At 53.5% G+C, this 18,445-nt stretch carries 14 protein-coding genes; 4 read left to right on the top strand and 10 right to left on the bottom strand.

Annotated features, from left to right (window positions below; genetic code table 11):
- Nucleotides 1-3 precede the first annotated feature (3 nt).
- The 7 genes from IEY39_RS03180 to IEY39_RS03150 form a co-directional block, all read right to left on the bottom strand.
- Nucleotides 4-543 (bottom strand): DUF4199 family protein, encoded by a 540-nt coding sequence (locus IEY39_RS03180; RefSeq protein ID WP_188928455.1) that lies wholly within the window; start codon nucleotides 541-543, stop codon nucleotides 4-6.
- Nucleotides 544-545: 2 nt separating this feature from the next.
- Nucleotides 546-1,814 (bottom strand): dihydroorotase, encoded by a 1,269-nt coding sequence (locus IEY39_RS03175; protein WP_188928454.1) that lies wholly within the window; start codon nucleotides 1,812-1,814, stop codon nucleotides 546-548.
- Nucleotides 1,815-1,845: 31 nt separating this feature from the next.
- Complete coding sequence (locus IEY39_RS03170; protein WP_188928453.1) at nucleotides 1,846-2,124, bottom strand: UBP-type zinc finger domain-containing protein; 279 nt, start codon at nucleotides 2,122-2,124, stop codon at nucleotides 1,846-1,848.
- 10 nt (nucleotides 2,125-2,134) lie between these two features.
- Nucleotides 2,135-3,796, bottom strand: a complete 1,662-nt coding sequence (locus tag IEY39_RS03165) for an FAD-dependent oxidoreductase (protein ID WP_188928451.1) — start codon at nucleotides 3,794-3,796, stop codon at nucleotides 2,135-2,137.
- 30 nt (nucleotides 3,797-3,826) lie between these two features.
- Complete coding sequence (locus IEY39_RS03160) at nucleotides 3,827-5,251, bottom strand: ATP-binding protein (RefSeq protein WP_229688747.1); 1,425 nt, start codon at nucleotides 5,249-5,251, stop codon at nucleotides 3,827-3,829.
- A 35-nt stretch (nucleotides 5,252-5,286) separates the two neighbouring features.
- Nucleotides 5,287-6,189: a hypothetical protein gene (locus tag IEY39_RS03155; protein ID WP_188928449.1), complete on the bottom strand. Its 903-nt coding sequence runs from the start codon at nucleotides 6,187-6,189 to the stop codon at nucleotides 5,287-5,289.
- A gap of 68 nt (nucleotides 6,190-6,257) precedes the next feature.
- Nucleotides 6,258-7,250, bottom strand: a complete 993-nt coding sequence (locus IEY39_RS03150; protein WP_188928447.1) for a hypothetical protein — start codon at nucleotides 7,248-7,250, stop codon at nucleotides 6,258-6,260.
- A 169-nt stretch (nucleotides 7,251-7,419) separates the two neighbouring features.
- On the opposite strand from IEY39_RS03150, the gene IEY39_RS03145 reads away from it, so the two are divergent.
- From IEY39_RS03145 to IEY39_RS03135, 3 genes are all read left to right on the top strand, one after another.
- On the top strand, nucleotides 7,420-8,889 hold the full coding sequence (locus IEY39_RS03145; protein ID WP_188928445.1) for a hypothetical protein: 1,470 nt from the start codon (nucleotides 7,420-7,422) through the stop codon (nucleotides 8,887-8,889).
- A 127-nt stretch (nucleotides 8,890-9,016) separates the two neighbouring features.
- On the top strand, nucleotides 9,017-12,187 hold the full coding sequence (locus IEY39_RS03140) for a TonB-dependent receptor (protein ID WP_188928443.1): 3,171 nt from the start codon (nucleotides 9,017-9,019) through the stop codon (nucleotides 12,185-12,187).
- 125 nt (nucleotides 12,188-12,312) lie between these two features.
- Nucleotides 12,313-14,433 (top strand): ATP-binding protein, encoded by a 2,121-nt coding sequence (locus IEY39_RS03135; RefSeq protein ID WP_188928441.1) that lies wholly within the window; start codon nucleotides 12,313-12,315, stop codon nucleotides 14,431-14,433.
- On the opposite strand, the gene IEY39_RS03130 is transcribed toward IEY39_RS03135, so the two are convergent.
- Nucleotides 14,414-15,109: a LytR/AlgR family response regulator transcription factor gene (locus tag IEY39_RS03130; protein WP_188928439.1), complete on the bottom strand. Its 696-nt coding sequence runs from the start codon at nucleotides 15,107-15,109 to the stop codon at nucleotides 14,414-14,416. The genes IEY39_RS03135 and IEY39_RS03130 overlap by 20 nt on opposite strands.
- The gene (locus IEY39_RS03125) at nucleotides 15,106-16,119 is read right to left on the bottom strand and encodes a sensor histidine kinase (RefSeq protein WP_188928437.1); all 1,014 of its coding nucleotides are present in this window, start codon (nucleotides 16,117-16,119) and stop codon (nucleotides 15,106-15,108) included. Before IEY39_RS03125 ends, IEY39_RS03130 begins: the two co-directional genes overlap by 4 nt.
- Before the next feature lie 112 nt (nucleotides 16,120-16,231).
- On the opposite strand from IEY39_RS03125, the gene IEY39_RS03120 reads away from it, so the two are divergent.
- Nucleotides 16,232-16,756, top strand: coding sequence for an SRPBCC family protein (locus tag IEY39_RS03120; RefSeq protein WP_188928435.1), 525 nt, complete (start codon nucleotides 16,232-16,234; stop codon nucleotides 16,754-16,756).
- Between the two features lie 28 nt (nucleotides 16,757-16,784).
- Here the strand turns inward: IEY39_RS03120 and IEY39_RS03115 are convergent, their stop codons facing one another.
- Nucleotides 16,785-18,443 carry an amidohydrolase family protein gene (locus tag IEY39_RS03115; protein ID WP_188928433.1) on the bottom strand — a complete coding sequence of 553 codons (1,659 nt, stop codon included), beginning with the start codon at nucleotides 18,441-18,443 and terminating at the stop codon, nucleotides 16,785-16,787.
- Nucleotides 18,444-18,445 lie beyond the last annotated feature (2 nt).

The following is an 18,445-nucleotide window of genomic DNA, read 5'->3' as shown; positions in this document are numbered from 1 at the left end:
TTTTTATGCTTTTGGGCTGCGGTTCACCAAGCGCTGGCCGATGATGGCTGCGAACAGCACCGCGACGGGAAATCCAATAATATATTTTAGTGCCAAACCCCACAGCATCGGCCCGACGCTAAATGGATCCGACTTTTTTTGCTCGGCAAGCGAACTGGCGATCTCGTCCTCGGGCACATGAAATCGCCGGTAGGTGGATTCCATCTTTGTCAGCACAGCGTCGGGAAGCGCCCGCCCAAAGCGGGGGTCGATCCACTTCACCAGGATCAGCGTGAAAACGGTTTGTACGGCCAGGGACAGTACGATCACCCCAAAACAAGCCTTCAACGCGTCGCGGAAACCCAGTATCCCGCCCTTTCGCCGCTTTTGGGCCAGCGCCGCAACGATGGCCAGCACGACGGGAAAAACATACATGAGATAGGCCGCGCCGCCGATGAAAGCCTGAGTTCCGTTGAGATACGTAATCACCGTCACACCGATCATGCCCAACGCCGCGAGGCTTCCATAGAGCAGGGTTACCGGGATCTTTTTTGCTGCGGCCATCTTTATTGCTCGGGTTGATTTAAGTGTAAATGCGTTCCGTTCAATATCCCCAGCACCTGCCCTTCCAGTGTCCTGCCAAGAAAGGGATTGTTCTTCGACTTGGAGGCGCTTAACGATACCTGGGTTTTTCCGGCGGGGTCGAAGAAAGTGAGCACCGCCTCCTTTCCTTCCGCGATGGAAGGCTGGTCGAGCCCAAACAATTCCCGGGGACCAACACTCAGCAACTGTACGGCCCTGTCTGCCGAAAGTCCGGGAAGGGCCGTGCATAATACAGCATAGGCGGTCTCCAGGCTGCTCATCCCCGGTTTTGCATATTCGAATTCCACCACCTTGCTGTCGAACTCATGCGGAAGGTGATGCGACGCGATGGCATCGACCACGCCTTCCAGCACGGCGTGCCGCAGGGTCTGGACGGTAGGACTGTCGCGCAGCGGCGGATAAACTTTCAGGTTGGTATCGTAATCCGTAAGATCGGCATCCGTGAAATAGAGATGATAGGGGGTCACCGAGCAGCTGACGGCCAGACCGGACTCTTTTGCCCGGCGGATATATTCCAGGCTGCGCGGGGATGTAACCCCGGTGAAATGAAGACGGCTGCCGGTATAGCGGGCCAATTTTATATCCCTGGCGACCATCAGCTCTTCGGCCATCATTGGCTTTCCGGGCAGGCCCAGCCGCGTAGAGATGACGCCTTCGTTCATCAGTCCGTTGGCACCTACCGTCCGGTCGTCGGGTATCTGGATGATCACTCCATCAAAGGCCTTTACATATTGCAGTCCTTTGAGCAGCAGTCCGGCGGCTTGTACGGGTTGTAACCCATCGCTGAAAGCCACGGCACCGCTGTGCCGCATGTCGTACATTTCAGCCAGGTCCTTCCCTTCGAGCCCCCGCGTGACGGCGCCCACGGGCCAGACGCGCACCGGCAGGGTGGCGGCCTTCCGCCGGATATATTCTACCTGGGATTTGGAGTCGACCACTGGCTTTGTGTTGGGGATGACAAAGACATCGGTATACCCACCCGCTGCCGCAGCCGCGGCACCCGTCTCAAGGGTCTCCTTGAACTCATAGCCGGGGTCGCAGAAATGGGAAAAAACATCCACCCAGCCCGGTGAGACATGCAGACCGGGGTGCCGGACAGTCTTGTCTGCCGGCATAGTGAGGTCTGTTCCGATGGCTGTGATCCGGCCATCTTCAACGAGGATGTCCCTTATCGTTCCGTGGTGAGGGGAGTTGCGGTCGACAATAGAAGCCTTTTCTATGAGAATGGTCATTACCAAAGAATTGCGCAAAGGTAGCGCTTCTTCAGGAATATTCGGCAAACAAATTGTCGGGGTAGCACCACATCCATTTCTCCCCGGGCTCCGAGGAGATGATAACCGGGTGGCCGGTGCGATGAAAGTGTTTGGTCATGTGTTTGTGCCGTGACTGGTCACAGCAGAGCGTGGCGCCACAGGTTTGACAGGTGCGCAGGTGTACCCATGTGCTATGGATCTTGACACACTCTTCACAGACTTCTTCTTTGGCCTGTTTGAGCTCTTTTATTTCCTGCATGTGTGAGCAGGCTGCTTTTTCCAATTCCATTGTCGATAGTTTAAACTTCTGCAAGATATTTATGTACAAAGCTGATGGACATCGATCCTTCGCCAACGGCGGAAGCGACGCGGTTCATAGCCCCTGCCCGGACATCGCCGGCGGCAAATATCCCGGGACAACTGGTCTCCAGCAGATAGGGGTCCCTGTCCTGCTTCCAGATCTTTTTGAACTGGTCATGGGTCTTCAGATCCCTTCCCGTCTCCAGGAACCCTTTTTCATCCTTGATGATGTCCAGGCCGATCCAATCCGTAAATGGCTTGGCGCCGATGAAGATGAACAGGGCATTTGCCTTATGGGTAGTTGTTTCTCCCGTATCGCATTGCAGGATGCTCAACTCTTCCAGCCGGCCATTGCCTTTAGCCTCCGCGATCTCGCTCCGCGAAAGGATATGGATATTCTCCCGTTTTGCGATCTGGTCGATGAGGTAGGCCGACATCGTACTGGTGAGGTCGTCCCTGCGGATGACGATGGTGACGCTGGCGGCGAACTTGGAAAGGTGCATGGCCGCCTGGCCTGCCGAGTTGCCTCCCCCTACCACAAAGACCTCGCAGTCGCGGAAGGCGGCGGCTTCCGTCATCGCCGCACCATAATACACACCCGCGCCGGTGAAATCGGGTATCCCTTTAGTCTCCAGTTTACGGTAGTCGACGCCGGTGGTGATCACGATGGAATGGGTATTGATCTCATCTCCGTTTTCCAGCATTACTTTCTTATAGCCATCCTTCTGACAGATCTCACGCACCTGGTGCGGCAATAGCACCTCGGCGCCCAGCCGCGTCGCCTGGGTGATGGCCCGGCGGGTCAGCTCCGAACCGCTGAGCCCGTTGGGAAAACCCAGGTAGTTCTCGATGCGGCTACTGGTGCCTGCCTGTCCACCGGGCGAACGGCGTTCAACAAGCAGGGTCTTCAATCCCTCTGAGGCGCCATATACCGAAGCGGCCAGACCCGCAGGACCTGCTCCGATGATCACCACGTCATATACGATATTCTTGATGCCGGGATTGAGCCCGATCTTTTGCGCGATCTCGGGAATACCCGGCGAACAAAGACAGCTACCATCGTCCAGAAAAAGGGCAGGCAGGTCTTTTAAGGGAATATTGTTCAGCTTTACCAGGTCTTTCGCTTCCTGGCTTATCTCTACATCCTGCCATTGATAGGGCACAAGATTGCCGGAAAGGAATTCTTTTATCTCATGCGACTTTGGCGAGAACTGGTAACCGATGACCTTGATCCCTTTAAATACGGGCCGGTAGCTGGCCTGCCAGTCGTCCAGCAGTTCGCTGATGACGGGATATAATTTTTCTTCGGGTGGATCCCAGGGCTTCATCAGGTAGTAGTCCAGCTGTACACTGTTGATCGCCTTTATCGCCGCATCCGTGTCGGAATAGGCAGTAAGCAGCACCCGTTTGGCATCGGGAAAGAATTCGCGGGCCTTTTGCAGGAAATCCACGCCTTCCATCTCCGGCATCCGCTGATCGGAGACAAACAGGGCAATGTTCTCGCCTTTATTCTTGAGGTCGAGAAAGCTCTCCATCGCTTCCGCGACGGAGGTCGTGCTGATAATACGATAGGATGCACGGAAATTCGTTCGCATATCGCGGGTGATAGCCCGTAGCACTTGTGGATCGTCGTCTATAATGAAAATAATAGGAGGTGTCATAGTTGTTTGGTAATGCGAAGTTAGGTACTATTATCCGCCAATAGGGAGGCAAACTATAAATTCTGTCTTTCCAGGTACAGAGTTGACTTTTACCGAACCGTGGTGCTGACCTACCACGATACGGTTCACGACGTCAAGTCCGAGGCCTGTCCCCTTACCGATGCCCTTTGTGGTGAAAAAGGGATCGAAGATGCTTGATTTGATCTCTTCGGGGATGCCGGGACCGTCATCGATGATCGATATTTTGGCATAGGAATGATCCTTTTCCGTCCTGATCGTCAGCCGTCCGCGGCCATTGACTTCCATCGCATCTACGGCATTGTCGATGAGGTTGGTCCACACCTGGTTCAATTCTCCCACCAGCGCCATCACTTTTGGCAGGTGGTTATCGAACTCCTCAACGACCTCGATATTCCCTTTTCTGAGTTTGTATTGCATCATCACCAGGGTGCTGTCAATGCCGGTATGAATGTCGATCAGCTCTTTTCCCTTACCCTGATCCATATGCGTAAAAGTCTTTACGGACTGGATGAGGTTAAAGATGCGCTTGGCTGCTTCCTGGATATCCTGCACCATCCGCTCGGTGACGAGGTTGGTATTGATCCAGTTCAACACCGGCGAGAGGTACTGGTCGGGGGTATGACTGTGGAAGGCTTCCATATCTTCACAGGTGAAACCGAACTCCATAAAATTCTCGGCCACTTCTTCCGCTCTTTCGACACCCATATCTTCCAGGCAGTCCCGCATTTCGTCCTCGAGCTCCGTCCGCTGAACCAGCGTGAGCCTGGGCCTTTCCTCCCGGCCTAGTATCTCGAAGAGCTTGGCCTGGACAAAATCTACATCTTTCGGCTGCATCTGGACATTCATGACATCCTTAAAAAGCTCGGGCTCCAGCTGAAGATGTTGCTTCAGCGATTCCGCCCCCCTCACGATGGCTGCCGCCGGGTTGTTCAGTTCGTGCGCCAGCCCGGCTGAGAGCTTTCCAAGGGCCAACATCTTATCGTTCTGCTGCTGCTGGGCGGTGAAATTCCGCACCCTGTTGGTCATGACATGTACAAGGGCTCCCGTCAGCTCGTAATGCAGGCTCACCATCTGCCGGAATTTATCTATCGGCAGGGTCATAATGTTCACCTCTTCGATGGCCTTTGCATACAGGGTCGCTTTGACGGCCCGGGAAAACGGCAGGGCGCCGCTGACATCCTTTGCCTGCAGGATATTCACTTCCACTATCTCCGACTTCTGTAGCATATAAAGCTTCACCCTGCCCGAAATGATGATATGACATCCGGCAATGGGGTCTCCGGGGCGTGCGACATATTCCCCCTCTGCCAGTATCCGGTGCAGGCTGTTGTCGATCATCCATTGCAACTGGTCGGCCGGAACGTCGGCGAGGGCTTCGATTGACTGCAGCCATTCGGAAGTCACCGGCTGCAGGGTAGTAATCTCGGTTTGCATAACGGCAATTTAAGAAATATACCCGACTTGGGTCATTAATAGGGGAGGACGGTGCTGTATGGATTCTCTCCGGTTCCTGTCCAGGATAAATTGTAGAAATAATGGCTGCCGGTGGCGGGGCAGCCTGTGGCCGCCTTCCCCAGGGTATCCAATCCAAAGGTGAGGGCGGTGATTCCAACCGGGTTGTTCAAGGTCTCCTGCCCACCCGTCATTTGCCAGTTGCAGCTCTGGTTGATGAGTAAAGGCGACGTAGGCGCTACTATCACGCTATTGCCAAACCGATTGCCGCCCCAATCGGCGACACTTGCCATACCCCCCACCGAATCCATGCCAAGGGTGGAGATGACAATGCCGCTGTTGTAGGTATAGGTGCGCTTTCGGGCAAATTGCCAGGTGGTGACCGTCCCATTGTCATAGGTGATGTTGATGTTGACGCCGGAGATGGTGTGGACCACCGGTGTCGCGCCGCTGGTGCTCAACCCTGCCAGGCTGCCGCCGCTGATATTTATGTATTTAAATCCTCCGTTGATCGTAAGCGTCTTGCTGTCGGCCAGCCGGGTGATCACTACTGTGGTGAATGTGACGGTGGCGGTGTCGCCGGCGGTAGTCCAGCTGGTGCCGGGCGTACTGGCGATCTTGATCGTACCCGTACGGTTGCGAAGCGCATTACAGGTGTTGCCGCTATAAGTGATCGTGATGGCCCGGGGAGTGTCGACAGAATCGACGGTGATAGTACCGCCACAGACAGCCGATGCTTTGCCGATAGCGCTGTCCACATCATTAAAGGCGGCGTCTAATTCGGTGGAGATACGCACCTGGTCGTTGGCCTGGGTCTGCAGATTGGAGTTAAAAGCGGTGGCGTTGCCGGAAACGGTAGGATTTTTCGAACAGGCGAGCAGCACACCCGCAAGGAGGATCACCAGTGCAAGACGATTCATAAGGATAAAGATACGCAAAAAGACAAACGGCCCTTGCGGGCCGCTTGCTATAATGTAGTAAGAAAAAGTTAATAAGCCTGGATAGTCGTATAGGTCTTTCCGCCGTTACCCGTCCACACCAGTTTGAAATAGTAGGTGGCGGGACTGACAGGACAGCCCGTTGAATTGCCGTTAGCGTCCAGGCCAAAGGTGATATCCGTGGTACCGGCCACATTGGTCAGCGCAACCTGACCGGTCGTCAGTTGGAAGAAACAGCTCTGCGAAATGACAAGGCCGTTTACGATCTGCATGGTGAAGGCGTTGCCAAAGCGGTTGGTGCCCCACTCGGAAATACCGGAGACGCCATTTTGGGTTTGCATACCCGTCTCCGTCATCACGAGGCCGCTGCTGTAGGTAAAGCTACGCTGACGGGCGATGTTCCAGCTGCGCTGAGCGCCATTGTCAAAGGTGATCGACATATTGTTGCTGGTGACCGTATGGATGATGGGGCCGGCGTTGCTGGCGCTCAGACTGGCAAGGCTGCCACCGGTGACGTTGGTATACGTATGGGTACCGTTGAGCGTAAGCGTCTTGCCATTGGAGAGCCGGGTGATCTTCAGGCTGTCGAAGGTAACAGTAACGACGGCGCCTTGGGTACGCCAGGTAACACCCTTGGCGAAGGAGATAACAACCTTACCCGTACGGGTGCGGGTCAGCGAGCAGTTGGCGCCATTATAATTAATGGTAATAGTCCGGGGATTGTCTACCGTATCGATCGTCACCACAGCGTCGCAAATGTAGCTTTTCACCGTATCCTGGTTACCGCCATCTACGGTTACTCCATAGCGTAATGAAGAACCTTCGCTGGCGCCACTGACGGTAGCCTGGCTGGTCATTGCCGTGTTGACGTCATTAAAAGCGGCATCGGTTTCGGCAGTGATCTCGGTCTGGTCGGTGGACTGGGTTTGGAGATCGGAGTTGGAAGGAGTGCTGGAAGAATTGCTGTTATTCTTGCTACAGGCAAACAACAGCAGGGAAAGGGAAGTGGCAACCAAAAGATGTTGGATGTTTTTTGTTTTCATATTTTGGATTTAAGTGGTTCTTACGGTTTTGTTAAAGGATTTATTTAGGACGAACGGTAGAACACTTAGTTTAACGGGCGAAAAAATATATTATTTTTTGACGCATATAAGAAAGGGGACATTTTTTTCGTTAACGCAGCTGCGCTACCCTTAAACCAGTTGAGTACTAATGCGTTTTATCTTATCCGTGATCCTCACCTTCTCCTGCTGTCTGTCACTCTTTTCGCAACGTCCTTGCAAAAGACGTTCTCCCCTGTTTCAGTTCGATACACATGCCCGGCCCCGGCTGTTTACGGAAAAGTTGGGCAGCCATCCTCAATTTCCTTTTCTGCAAGCTGAAAAAGGCATCGTCACCCGTGCGCTCTTCATCCGCGCGGTGAAAGACCCCGACAGCCGTAAACAATACAAGACGGAATTCACGGTTTTCAACCGGCTCCTGCAGGACATCGGCTTTGCGGGCGGATATAAAGATCTTCGGGCGGCCAATGTCCAGAATTTGTTTATCAACCCCGGAACGATAGGAAACCTTGGCTTCTTCAATAAAGAGAGCAATTATAGCTATGTAACCCTAAACCCTGCCGAAGAAGGGGAGGATGGCATTGCCGCGTGGAAGATCACGGGTCCCGGCGGTTGTTATTTCTATATTTTGCACACCTGCGGCAATGCCTTCTTTGTCGATGAAGCGGCCTCGGGAAGCATTGGCTGTTGCCGGGAGGTAACGATCAAAGCAAGACCGGACACTTCGGGTACAGGTATCGTGCATGAGCGGCCGCTTCACCTGGGCATTCGTTTCTACCAGGGCATGCTGGTCGCCGTAAAAAAGAAAAAAGGCTATGATACGGTCTTCAGCCTGCTACGCAGCATCGATACGGTTATCCGGATAAAGGACACCCGGTACGGGGGAGGAAGGGTCACCACGGCGCCCTTCACCCGTCAATGGCTGCTTTGCCGGGATACGGTGCTGGCTTTGCGCATACCCCTCACCATCGATAGCGCCGGTGCGGCTGATACCCTGTCGTATACTTATTCCGACACGGTATGGTTGCGATCGGCCGGCAACGACAAAGATGAATGCCATAAGAAATGGGAGATTGCACTGGATGGCGGTGGCTCTTTCAATTCGATCCCCCGCTTTGACAATACCGCGAAGCATAGTCGGACGAATGGGGCGCAGCCCACGGCCAGACTTACCGTCTCGCATATCTTTAACCACTGGTTCCAGGCAGGCATCTCGGCGTCCTGGTTTACGCTCTCCTACCAGGACGATATTCCTTATCCGGGGTCCACGCCCAATACCTATAACACAGTATATCCCGGCAAGCCCATCATCCCGCTGGAGGTATTTGCCAAGGCGACCATCGGAGGACCAATTGGCTGGCAGTCTGACATTGCCCTCTCGGCAGGTTATTCTTTTGTCTCGGGTGACAAGATCCTCTCGGGCGGAGCTACCCTCGGGGTAAAGCCGGGGACGAAGAACGGACCGACGGCCGGGTTCAAAATGGGCGTTGCCTATTTCTTCAACTGCCGCTGGGGGCTCGGCCTTTCTTTTGAAGGCCGGTATTTTGATAACAAGGCTGCGGCGATGACGTACCATCTTTTCGCATTGCCGGTGACGCTGGGCATCCGCTATCGGTTTTAGCAGATAGGCACCCCTGCTCGATTTGTTTTTTTTGTGTGACTTTTTTTTTACGTTACCGTTAACTTCCCTGCCGGAGGACGTTGCTTTTTTGTCGATGAAATAATTTTGCCGCGGAAAAACGAACTAAATGAAAAGCACACTCCTGGTTAAAAGGTTTCTGGCAGTAGCATGTCTGTTTCTTACATTTTCCGGCTCTCTCTTCGCCCAATCCGGCGGCTCCGCCATCAGCGGACTTGTTTATGAAGAAAGTGGCAAGGTCATCGAAGCCGCCACTATCAGCGTCCGGAATACGGCCACCGGTTTCACCACCACGACTATTACCGACAAGAAAGGTTATTTCGAACTCCGCGATCTTCCCGTAGGACCCTATGACATCGAGGTCTCCGCCGTCGGCGCACAGACTACCGTCCTGAAAAATAACGTCCTCAACCTGGGCGACCGGCTTGTTCTCTACAAGATCCCGCTCAGCAAAAGTGCGACCACCCTCTCGGAAGTGACCGTCCGCAGCAACAGCTTTAACAATAGCGTCGACCGGTTGGGAACGGGTACGGCAGTATCCGCCCGGGCCATCCAGAAAATACCGCTGGTCACCCGCAACTACACCGATCTCATGGTCCTGTCACCGCTTGCCAACGGCGCCTCCCTGGCGGGAGCCAAAGCCGGCGGAACGGGTTATATGCTGGACGGTGTGAGTAACCGCCGCGCCACGTTCGGCGGCATCTCCGATGCGCAGTTCTCGATATCATCCGAGACCATCCGGGAGTTTGAGGTCTCCACCAATTCTTATGATGTCACCAATGGCCGCGGCAGCGGTGGTGTTGTAAAAGCTATCACCAAGTCGGGGACCAACACCCTGTCGGGCGCTTCCTGGGGCTATTATGGCGCCAACTCGCTGGCCGCAAACAAGGACATCAACGGCAACCACCTTATCAATAATTATAAGATAGCACAGTTTGGCGGCTTGCTCAGCGGTCCCATCATCAAGGATAAGGTTCATTTCCTCATCGCTTACGACCAATACAACAATACCATCCCTTTCCGCGCCTATGACTTCACCTTTGCCGGAGCTACCCAGGCGCAGGCGGAGAAAAACCTGGGTATCACACAGGCCAACCTGCAAACCATCGTCAACACCCTGGAGAGCCCGGCCTTTGGCTTTCCTACCACCCGGCAGTATTTTGGCACCATCAGCATCCAGCAGCGTACACAGAACGCCTTTGCCAAATTCGACTGGAACATCAACAAGAAGAACCTGCTGACCCTGAAGTATAATTACCTGCACTTCGTCGACCCCAACAAGCTCAAATCGGCGGGTCTTCTCTCCACCCAGTATACCGGTGTCGAGATCGACAACTCCCTTATGCTGGGTCTGCGTACGGAATTCAATCCCCACACCACCAACGAGCTAAAGTTGCAATTCAGCAGCTATCGTAAATTCCTCAACTTCCTGGATAACCATGTGCCGGAAGGGTTTGTCAACGTCAACTCTACCTTTAGCGATGGAACGACGGGCAACATCACCGTTGCATTTGGCGATCAGAACTGGGTGCCCGAGCGGGATGCATCCGACGTTGTGCAGATAATCGACTACCTGCGGTATACTACCGGTAACCTCCATTTTGTATTTGGCACCGACAACAATATCAACAATATCACCGACCGCCTTTCGCACGACCAGCAGGGCCAGTTCTATTATGCCAGCATCGCCGACCTGCAAAACAACAACCCCTACCGCTTCAACCGTAAGATCCCGCTGAACGGCACGAACCCGATGGTACACGTGCCCCTGATCGAGCTGGGGGTTTTCGCTCAGATGGAAACCAACCTGCGCCCCAACCTGAACCTTACCGTCGGTCTCCGCTGGGATGGCCAGGTGATCGGCAACGCCCCCACCTACAATCCTCTTCTGCAGGAAGAGCTGGGCGTCAACACCCATGTCGTACCCTTCGATGCAAAGAACATCCAGCCTCGCGCCAACCTCATCTGGGACGTTCATGGCGATGGCCGGGATATCGTGAAAGTCGGTGCCGGACTCTTTGCTTCGGAGCTGACGACTCAGCCGATCACCTTCTCGCATATTGACAATGGCGTTGACTTCCGCCAGATCGATATCCGCAAGAACGTACCACCTGCCCAGTGGGCGCTTTATCAAAAGGATTTCAACGCGGTGCCCGGCGTAGCGTACTACAATTCGCTGACCACCAAACAGCCGGCTACCGTTCTCCTCCTCGACAAACACCTGAAAAACCCGCTCACCTTCAAGACCAGCGCAAGCTATTATCATTACTTCAACAACTGGTTCCGAATGGGCGCAAACATCTACTTCGACAACACCTGGGATAACTTCTATCTCTACGATCTTAACCTGAAGCGGACCCCGGAATTTGTCACCAATGAAGGCAGAGCCATCTATGTTCCGGCCAGCACGCTCAGCAACTCCACTTCAACCAGCTACCTGCCCATCCTGGCCAATTCGCGCATCGCTGCCGACTTCAACCAGGTACGCTATTTCAGCAATGCCACCTGGGCGTCCCAATACTTTGGCGCCATGATCGAAGCCGCCGCCCAGATCGGCCGCGACGGGACCTTCACCATCAGCTATGCCAAAGGAAAGGCTACCGGCACGCCGCCCTATGACAGTGGCGACCCCCGCAACGCCAACTTCAGCGTCGGTTCTTCTTACTGGGATTATTCCTCTTATGGTAAGAGCTGGCACAGTGACGGCGACCAGCCCAACAAAATTGTGGCCCTTTTCCTGAGCCCGTCGTTCTATGGCTTTAGCATCAGCTCTTCCTTCCAGGCCTATCAGAATACCCGGTACTCCGCTTATGTCAACAAGGACATCATTGGCGAGGCCAATGACGGCACCGACCTGGCCTATATCTATGATCCGAATAACCCCGCCACCCCGGCCAGCATCGCCAGCGGGATGAAGAGCCTGCTGCAGAAGACGAGCCCGCAGTTCAGGCAGTTCCTGATGGACAATTTCGGGAAGTTTGCGCCCTACAACGGCGGCATTATGCCCTGGCGTACACAGTGGAATCTCAGCGCCGCTTATGATCTCAAATTGGGCGGGACACACAAACTCACCTTCCGGGCAGACATTTTCAATGTGCTGAATCTGATCAACTACAAATGGGGTGGATATACCCAGATCATCAACACCAACCTGTACAATGTCACCGGGTTTGATCAGGCTTCCCATTCCTTTACGTATAGTGTCAACCAGAATGCCGGTACCCTTCAGAAGACGGCTAACTATTACTCTGTGCAGTTCGGCGCCCGCTACTCCTTCTAATGACGCGAGTGGGGTGTAAGGGTATACACTTATATTTTTATCCTAAAAGGACGTAAATTTTCTCCAGGGAAAATTGTACGTCCTTTTCTACGTTATACTTTTGACCATTATCAAGAATCCGATACATGATAAGTGCCTTTAATGGAAGAATAGTGTTTATTCGCAAAATAGCCTGGCTGCTCTTCTTCTCCCTTTTCTCCTTGTGCCTCATCGGATTCCTCCTGTATTTCAATAAGAAGAAAATTGATCATACGGCTGACTGGGTAGGGCATACCTATTCGGTGATCGATCGTATTTCCCACATCAGGCAACGGCTCACCACCTGGGAATCGCTCTCCTGCCCGCCGCTGAGCCCGGCTTACAGGCATGCGATGACCAGTGATGTCGACCAGCTCAAAACGCTTACCGGGGACAACGCGGTACAACAAAAAAGCGTCATCCTGCTGTCTTCGGCTCTCGACAGGCTGAATGCGGGCGCCGACAGCATTTCCGTAGCCGGCGTCACTGCCGCGCTCGACACCATGATGGATGAGGAAAAGGGCCTGCTTGTACAACGCCAGGCCGAAAGTCACAGCGCCACCCGGAAAAGTAACCTCCTGTTCATTTGCGGTATTCTCCTGGCCTTCCTCTTCATCGACATTATGCTTATCCGGCTGAACAAGGATATGCTACTCCGCCGGCAGGCCGAGCGCAAGTTGAAGGAGAACCAGGTATGGCTGGAATCCATTCTGGAGAACACCAATTCCGTCATATTTATCAAAGACCTGGAAGGACGCTATGTGATCGTAAACCGCCGGTTCGCGGAAGTAGTGAATAAAGAGACTAAGAACATTATTGGCCGGAAAGCTACCGATATCGTTTCGCCGGCGGAAGCGGAGCACTCCAAAGCCGTCGATGAGCAGGTGTTGCGTGCCGGGAAAGCCCTGGAGATGGAAGAGGTCTTCCCCGGCCCGGGCGGCAATATCCACCTGCTCAACGTCAAATTCCCCTTGCTGGATGCTAACGGCCGGCTCATCGGCATCGGCGGCATCGCCGCGGACATCACCGACCGCGTCCACTATCAGCAACAGCTGATCGCCGCCACCCGTGAGGCGCTGAATGCAAAAGGCATGCAGGAGATGTTTCTCGCCAATATGAGCCATGAGATCCGCACCCCCATGAACGGTATCCAGGGGATGACCGATCTTTTGCTGGATACCCAACTCAACGATCAGCAGAAAGAGTTTGCCAGGACCATCAAGCGGAGCGTCAACAACCTGCTGGTGGTCGTCAACGACGTTCTCGACTTCTCCAAGATAAAGGCCGGTAAGCTTGCCATCGAAAAGATCGAGTTCCGGCTGAAGGATGTGTTGGATAATGTAAAGGCCATGTTCGCCCATCGCGTCGCCAAGAAAGGCCTCGAGCTGGAGGTGGAAATAGACCCGTCCACTCCCGAGGTCTTGAAAGGTGACCCCTATCGCCTCAACCAGGTGCTGGTCAATCTCATCGGCAATGCCCTCAAGTTTACCGAAAAGGGCTGGATACGGGTAGAGGTGAATGCACTGAAGCGTACTGCCGACCAGGTGAACCTGCGGTTTACCATTGCCGACTCGGGCATCGGCATACCGGAGGCCAGCCTCCCGCATATCTTCGAGCATTTCTCGCAGGCTGGTCTCGACATCTCCCGGCGCTATGGCGGCACGGGCCTCGGCCTGGCCATCTGTCAGCAGCTGCTGCAGCTGCAGGGCGGGGATATCGAGGTAAAAAGCAGGGAGAAGGAAGGTACTACCTTCCAGTTCCGCCTGTCCTACGGGTACAACAACGCTACTATGGACAGCGCTTCCGGAACCGCCGTCCTGGCCGATTACAGCCACTGCCTGGTGGGTAAGCGGATCCTGGTGGCCGAAGACAACGAGGTGAACCGGCAACTCATAGATCATGTGCTTAGAAAGGGTGGGGGGCAGGTACAATTAGTGAGCAACGGCGAAGAAGCACTGACAGTTCTAAAGCAGGGGGAAACCTACGATCTGATCATTATGGACCTCCAGATGCCTGTCATGGATGGCTATGAGGCCACCCGCGTTATCCGGCACGAGCTACTGTTATCCACGCCCATCATCGCCATGACGGCAACCGCCCTCGTAGGCGAACAGCTGCGCTGTTTTGAGTCGGGAATGAATGATTATATGACGAAGCCCTTCGAGTTTGCGGAATTATATAAGCGCATCACCGCTCTGCTTACGCCTTTTATTTCAATAGCCGGGTAATATTCGTTTTGTAGGAAACGCTCACAGGGATCTCTTTTTCCCCGATGCAGACAAAATCCCGTTTGACGGTAGTGATCTTCTTCACCGACACGAGAAAGGATTTGTGCGTCCGGACATAGGCCGGCGACGGCAGCTTCTCTTCCAGCGCCTTAAGGGTCATACGCGTCAGCACCGGCCGGGCGGAAGTGGTGAGATAGATCTTGACATAATCCTTCACCCCTTCAGCATACAGGACATCGGCGGGGACGATCTTCACCAGCGCATATTCCACATTGACAAAGAAATCTTCCACAGGGACGGAAGCCCTGTCGTTCTGTCGCAGCCGGAACAGTTCTTCGGCCCGGTTGCAGGCCTTCAGGAATCGCTCGAAACTAAATGGCTTCAGCAGGTAATCCACCACCCGTTGATTGAACCCTTCCAGCGCATATTGTTCATAAGCGGTGACAAGGATTACCAGCGGAGGGTCGGTGAGGGTCTGCAGGAATTGCAAGCCATTCACCCTGGGCATCTGGATATCCAGGAAAAGCAGGTCGACCGGGGTCGTCTGCATGGCTTCCATAGCTTCAAGGGCATTCCGGCAGCTCTTTTCCCATTGCAAAAAGGGCACCTGCCGGATGTTGTCTTCCAGGAGTTCGCGAACCAGTTGTTCGTCGTCTATGACCATACAGCGCATCATATCAGCTTCAAAGTTAAAATAATATGGAACCAGTTGTCTTCTTTTCGGACGGTGAGGGTATGGTCCTTGGGATAAAGCAGGTTCAGCCGGGTACGGACATTGTTGAGCCCCAGCCCTGTATTCTCTTCCTTGCCGGCAGAAAAGCCTTCATCAAAAGTATTCCGTACATCGAAGTGCATCCATTCATCCTTTACGGACAGCCTGACAACGATTCGCGGCTGGGACAGGGAGCTCACGCCATGTTTAAACGCGTTCTCGACGAAGGGGATCAGCAGCATGGGCTCGATGGTATAGTGTTGCTCCCAACCGTTTGCCTCGATGTGGGTGTCTACTATCACTTCATTACCAAAACGCAGCTTCTGCAATTCGATATAATTGTTGAGGTATTCGATCTCGGTGCGCAGCTCTACCTTTTTCCCCTGCGTGTCGTACAGCATATACCGCATCAGATCGGACAGCATAATGAGCGAGGGCTCCAGCTGCTCGGATTTTTTCCTGGCCAGCGAAACCAGGTTGGTCAGGACGTTGAACAGGAAATGGGGACTGATCTGGCTGCGCATGAATTTCAGTTCGGTAGCCAGCTGCGCCGCCTGCAATTCTTTTTGCCGCCGTTCGAGCTGGATCCGTTGCATGATGCGGCTATAGGCAATGCTGATGAAATAAATGTCGATCGACCCGCCGATGAGGAATCCATAGCTCTCACGATGATGTTTTAGTACTGCGGGGAACCAGGTCTCCGTGATGGAGAATTTCAGCCAAAGCGACAGCCAGAGAAGCACCAGTACGGAAAGAATGTACAGCCACCAGTACCGCCGGTTGAAGAACCGGGGATAGAGATAAAGCGAATGAGTATAGAACAGACCCATGTGGACGACCGTCACGATGGTAAAGAGCGGGCCGGGTATCACCCCGATGCTATATTGATTGGCGGGACTGGAGATGAGGTAGGGCAGGAGCAGCAGGATGCTCCAGATCAATACCTGGATGATCAGTTTGTAATTGATTGTCACGCTACAAAAGTATCGATTCGGGACGGCCGGGAAAAGGTGTAGCGACCACAGGAGTAATTCCGTAGACGTTTCCGGGGAATTTTATATATTTAGTAAAACAAACGGTTGTTTTATGATTGCACTTTACATTGTATTGGGCATCATCGCCCTGTTCTTTATTATCGCCGCCTTTGTCGGCAGGCGCTGGAATTATGAAAAATCCATTCTCATCAATGCCCCGTTGGAAAAAGTATGGAATAATGTCAGTACCCTCCAGGCCATCAACCGGTGGAATCCCTGGATGGAACGCGACCCTAATCTCACGGTAAAGTACAGTGGCACCGACGGTACCCCGGGCGCCAGCTTTTCCTGGGATAGTCCCGTAAAGAACGTCGGTGCGGGCAGCCAGACGATCACCAAGATATTGCCGAATGCCGAGGTAGATTCCAGGATAGATTTTATCCGTCCCTTTAAGGGACAGGGTGATGCCTACGTGATCCTTTCTCCGGAAAGATCTACCACCCGGGTCAGCTGGGGCATCGAAAGCTCGTCGCCCTATCCCATGAACATCTTGAAACTCTTCGGGGTCATCGAAAAGAACATGAACCGGGCCTTCAGCGACGGATTGAATAAGCTAAAGGGCCTCTGCGAGAACTGAGATCGCGGCCGGTAGCGCCATCGGTTGGTCAGGAGTACAGCTTATTCAATGTTGCTTTTAACGCATTAATATTGTGCTGATACACCGTATCGTCAGATGCGAGGAACCGGGTCCGCTTCAGATGCGGCTTGTTGATCACGGTCGAACAGTAGCGCTGTAGCAGCGTGTCTATTATGGTTAACGAACCGGCCAGGTTAAATTGGAGACCGGAGTTTATACTCACCCCTCTCAGGGCCGCATCATTCCCTTCTGTACTGGCAAAGCCCTGGAAATCTACTTGCAGCTGATCTTTAAAATAGGACACAAGTCCGAATACGATCCTGCCGTTGACCATGACAAAATCGACATCGCTATCGGTGCTTGCCAGTAAGGCGTCGAGCGCGTCGTCGGTCTTGTTCTTCTTTCTAAGGGCAAACAGGTCGGCATTGTAATTCACTCCTATCGCCCCATTGCCGGAAATGCCGAGCGTCTTCACCGGGTTGGTGGTTACCATCTTAAAAAGCTCGCTGTTGCTGATGCCAAGCTTGAACAGATCGTTTACATATTTAGCGAATTTCAGTTCATCCAGGACATGTTTGCTCCCGCTTGGGCTCCAGTCGGAACCCAGGCAAACGGTTATCTGCTTGTCCAGCAGCTTTCGCACATCGATTGTATCCTGGTAAAGCAGGAGATTGGATACCGGCGACCAGACCAGGCTGATATTATGGGTGCGCATGAAATCCAGCACGGCGTCGTTCGAAAGATCGATGCCACAGCCATGGGTCAGCGACAGGTTGGCCTTGGAAAGGTTGCCGGGGGCTGTGATGTCGGTTTTTAACGACTGGAACAAAAGGTCGATCTCCTTTTTTGAATAGGGGTCTCTTGTGCTGCCTTTTACAAAACCCGATTTGCCTTCCCCTACGTGTACAAGCGAGGAATAGTAGGTGGCATTGTTGTTATTGACCGATTTTACAAAATCGGTGTAGGGCGGCTGTTTGACGGGTTGCCAGGTGCTCGTGTCCTCGTCCGGCGTGCCCTTGGGTACGACATTGGGAGCATAAAAGTCGATGACCGACCAGATGTCTTTTGTCGCAGGTATCTGTAAACCGTTGTCATCGCCCGTGTTGCGGATAATAAACGACCGGTCGTCGGGGGTTTCATTATCCAGGTTCAGGGTTTCCTGTATAAGGGTGGTGCCTCCTGCTACTGCCTGGATCTCGGAAATGACTGCATGGGCGGTATTCACCGCGGAAAGCGCGGCCTGCACCAGGGCGTCCTGGCCGGCGGATGCGGCGGGTGTTTGCTTGTTCAGCGTAGCGTGCACCGATTGCACGAACGAAGAGACGAAATGGGCGTCCGCGTCATTGGTCCAATTGTCTTTTATATAATTCAGCAAACCGCCGATGTCCTGTTTATAGTCTTTGTTGTTGCGCCACTGGAACCGGTTTTTCCAGATGGTCTTGCTCTCCCAAATGGGTAGGATATTGTAAGTAGTGTGCGTGTGGAGATTGAGCAGGCCGGGGAAAAGGGTGATGTTATCATCGAGTTCTATCAGGGTGATGCCTGGAATATCCGTCACGGGGTTTTTGCCATCCAATATCCGACTTATCTTACCATTTTCGATGACGATGGTCTTCAGCGCCTCACCTGCCTCCAATGTCCAGACATGGCCGACGATACCGATGGTTTTTGTAGAGGATGTGATCATAG

The organism is Puia dinghuensis, assembly GCF_014642875.1.
In the GTDB taxonomy this organism is placed as follows: domain Bacteria; phylum Bacteroidota; class Bacteroidia; order Chitinophagales; family Chitinophagaceae; genus Puia; species Puia dinghuensis.
This window is presented reverse-complemented; position numbering and strand designations above follow the sequence as displayed.

Coding starts and splice junctions, on each gene's coding strand:
- IEY39_RS03145 (WP_188928445.1), top strand. CDS start 7,420: ATGCGTTTTATCTTATCCGTGATCCTCACCTTCTCCTGCTGTCTGTCA.
- IEY39_RS03150 (WP_188928447.1), bottom strand. CDS start 7,250: ATGAAAACAAAAAACATCCAACATCTTTTGGTTGCCACTTCCCTTTCC.
- IEY39_RS03120 (WP_188928435.1), top strand. CDS start 16,232: ATGATTGCACTTTACATTGTATTGGGCATCATCGCCCTGTTCTTTATT.
- IEY39_RS03135 (WP_188928441.1), top strand. CDS start 12,313: ATGATAAGTGCCTTTAATGGAAGAATAGTGTTTATTCGCAAAATAGCC.
- IEY39_RS03130 (WP_188928439.1), bottom strand. CDS start 15,109: ATGATGCGCTGTATGGTCATAGACGACGAACAACTGGTTCGCGAACTC.
- IEY39_RS03175 (WP_188928454.1), bottom strand. CDS start 1,814: ATGACCATTCTCATAGAAAAGGCTTCTATTGTCGACCGCAACTCCCCT.
- IEY39_RS03155 (WP_188928449.1), bottom strand. CDS start 6,189: ATGAATCGTCTTGCACTGGTGATCCTCCTTGCGGGTGTGCTGCTCGCC.
- IEY39_RS03170 (WP_188928453.1), bottom strand. CDS start 2,124: ATGGAATTGGAAAAAGCAGCCTGCTCACACATGCAGGAAATAAAAGAG.
- IEY39_RS03160 (WP_229688747.1), bottom strand. CDS start 5,251: ATGCAAACCGAGATTACTACCCTGCAGCCGGTGACTTCCGAATGGCTG.
- IEY39_RS03140 (WP_188928443.1), top strand. CDS start 9,017: ATGAAAAGCACACTCCTGGTTAAAAGGTTTCTGGCAGTAGCATGTCTG.
- IEY39_RS03180 (WP_188928455.1), bottom strand. CDS start 543: ATGGCCGCAGCAAAAAAGATCCCGGTAACCCTGCTCTATGGAAGCCTC.
- IEY39_RS03115 (WP_188928433.1), bottom strand. CDS start 18,443: ATGATCACATCCTCTACAAAAACCATCGGTATCGTCGGCCATGTCTGG.
- IEY39_RS03165 (WP_188928451.1), bottom strand. CDS start 3,796: ATGACACCTCCTATTATTTTCATTATAGACGACGATCCACAAGTGCTA.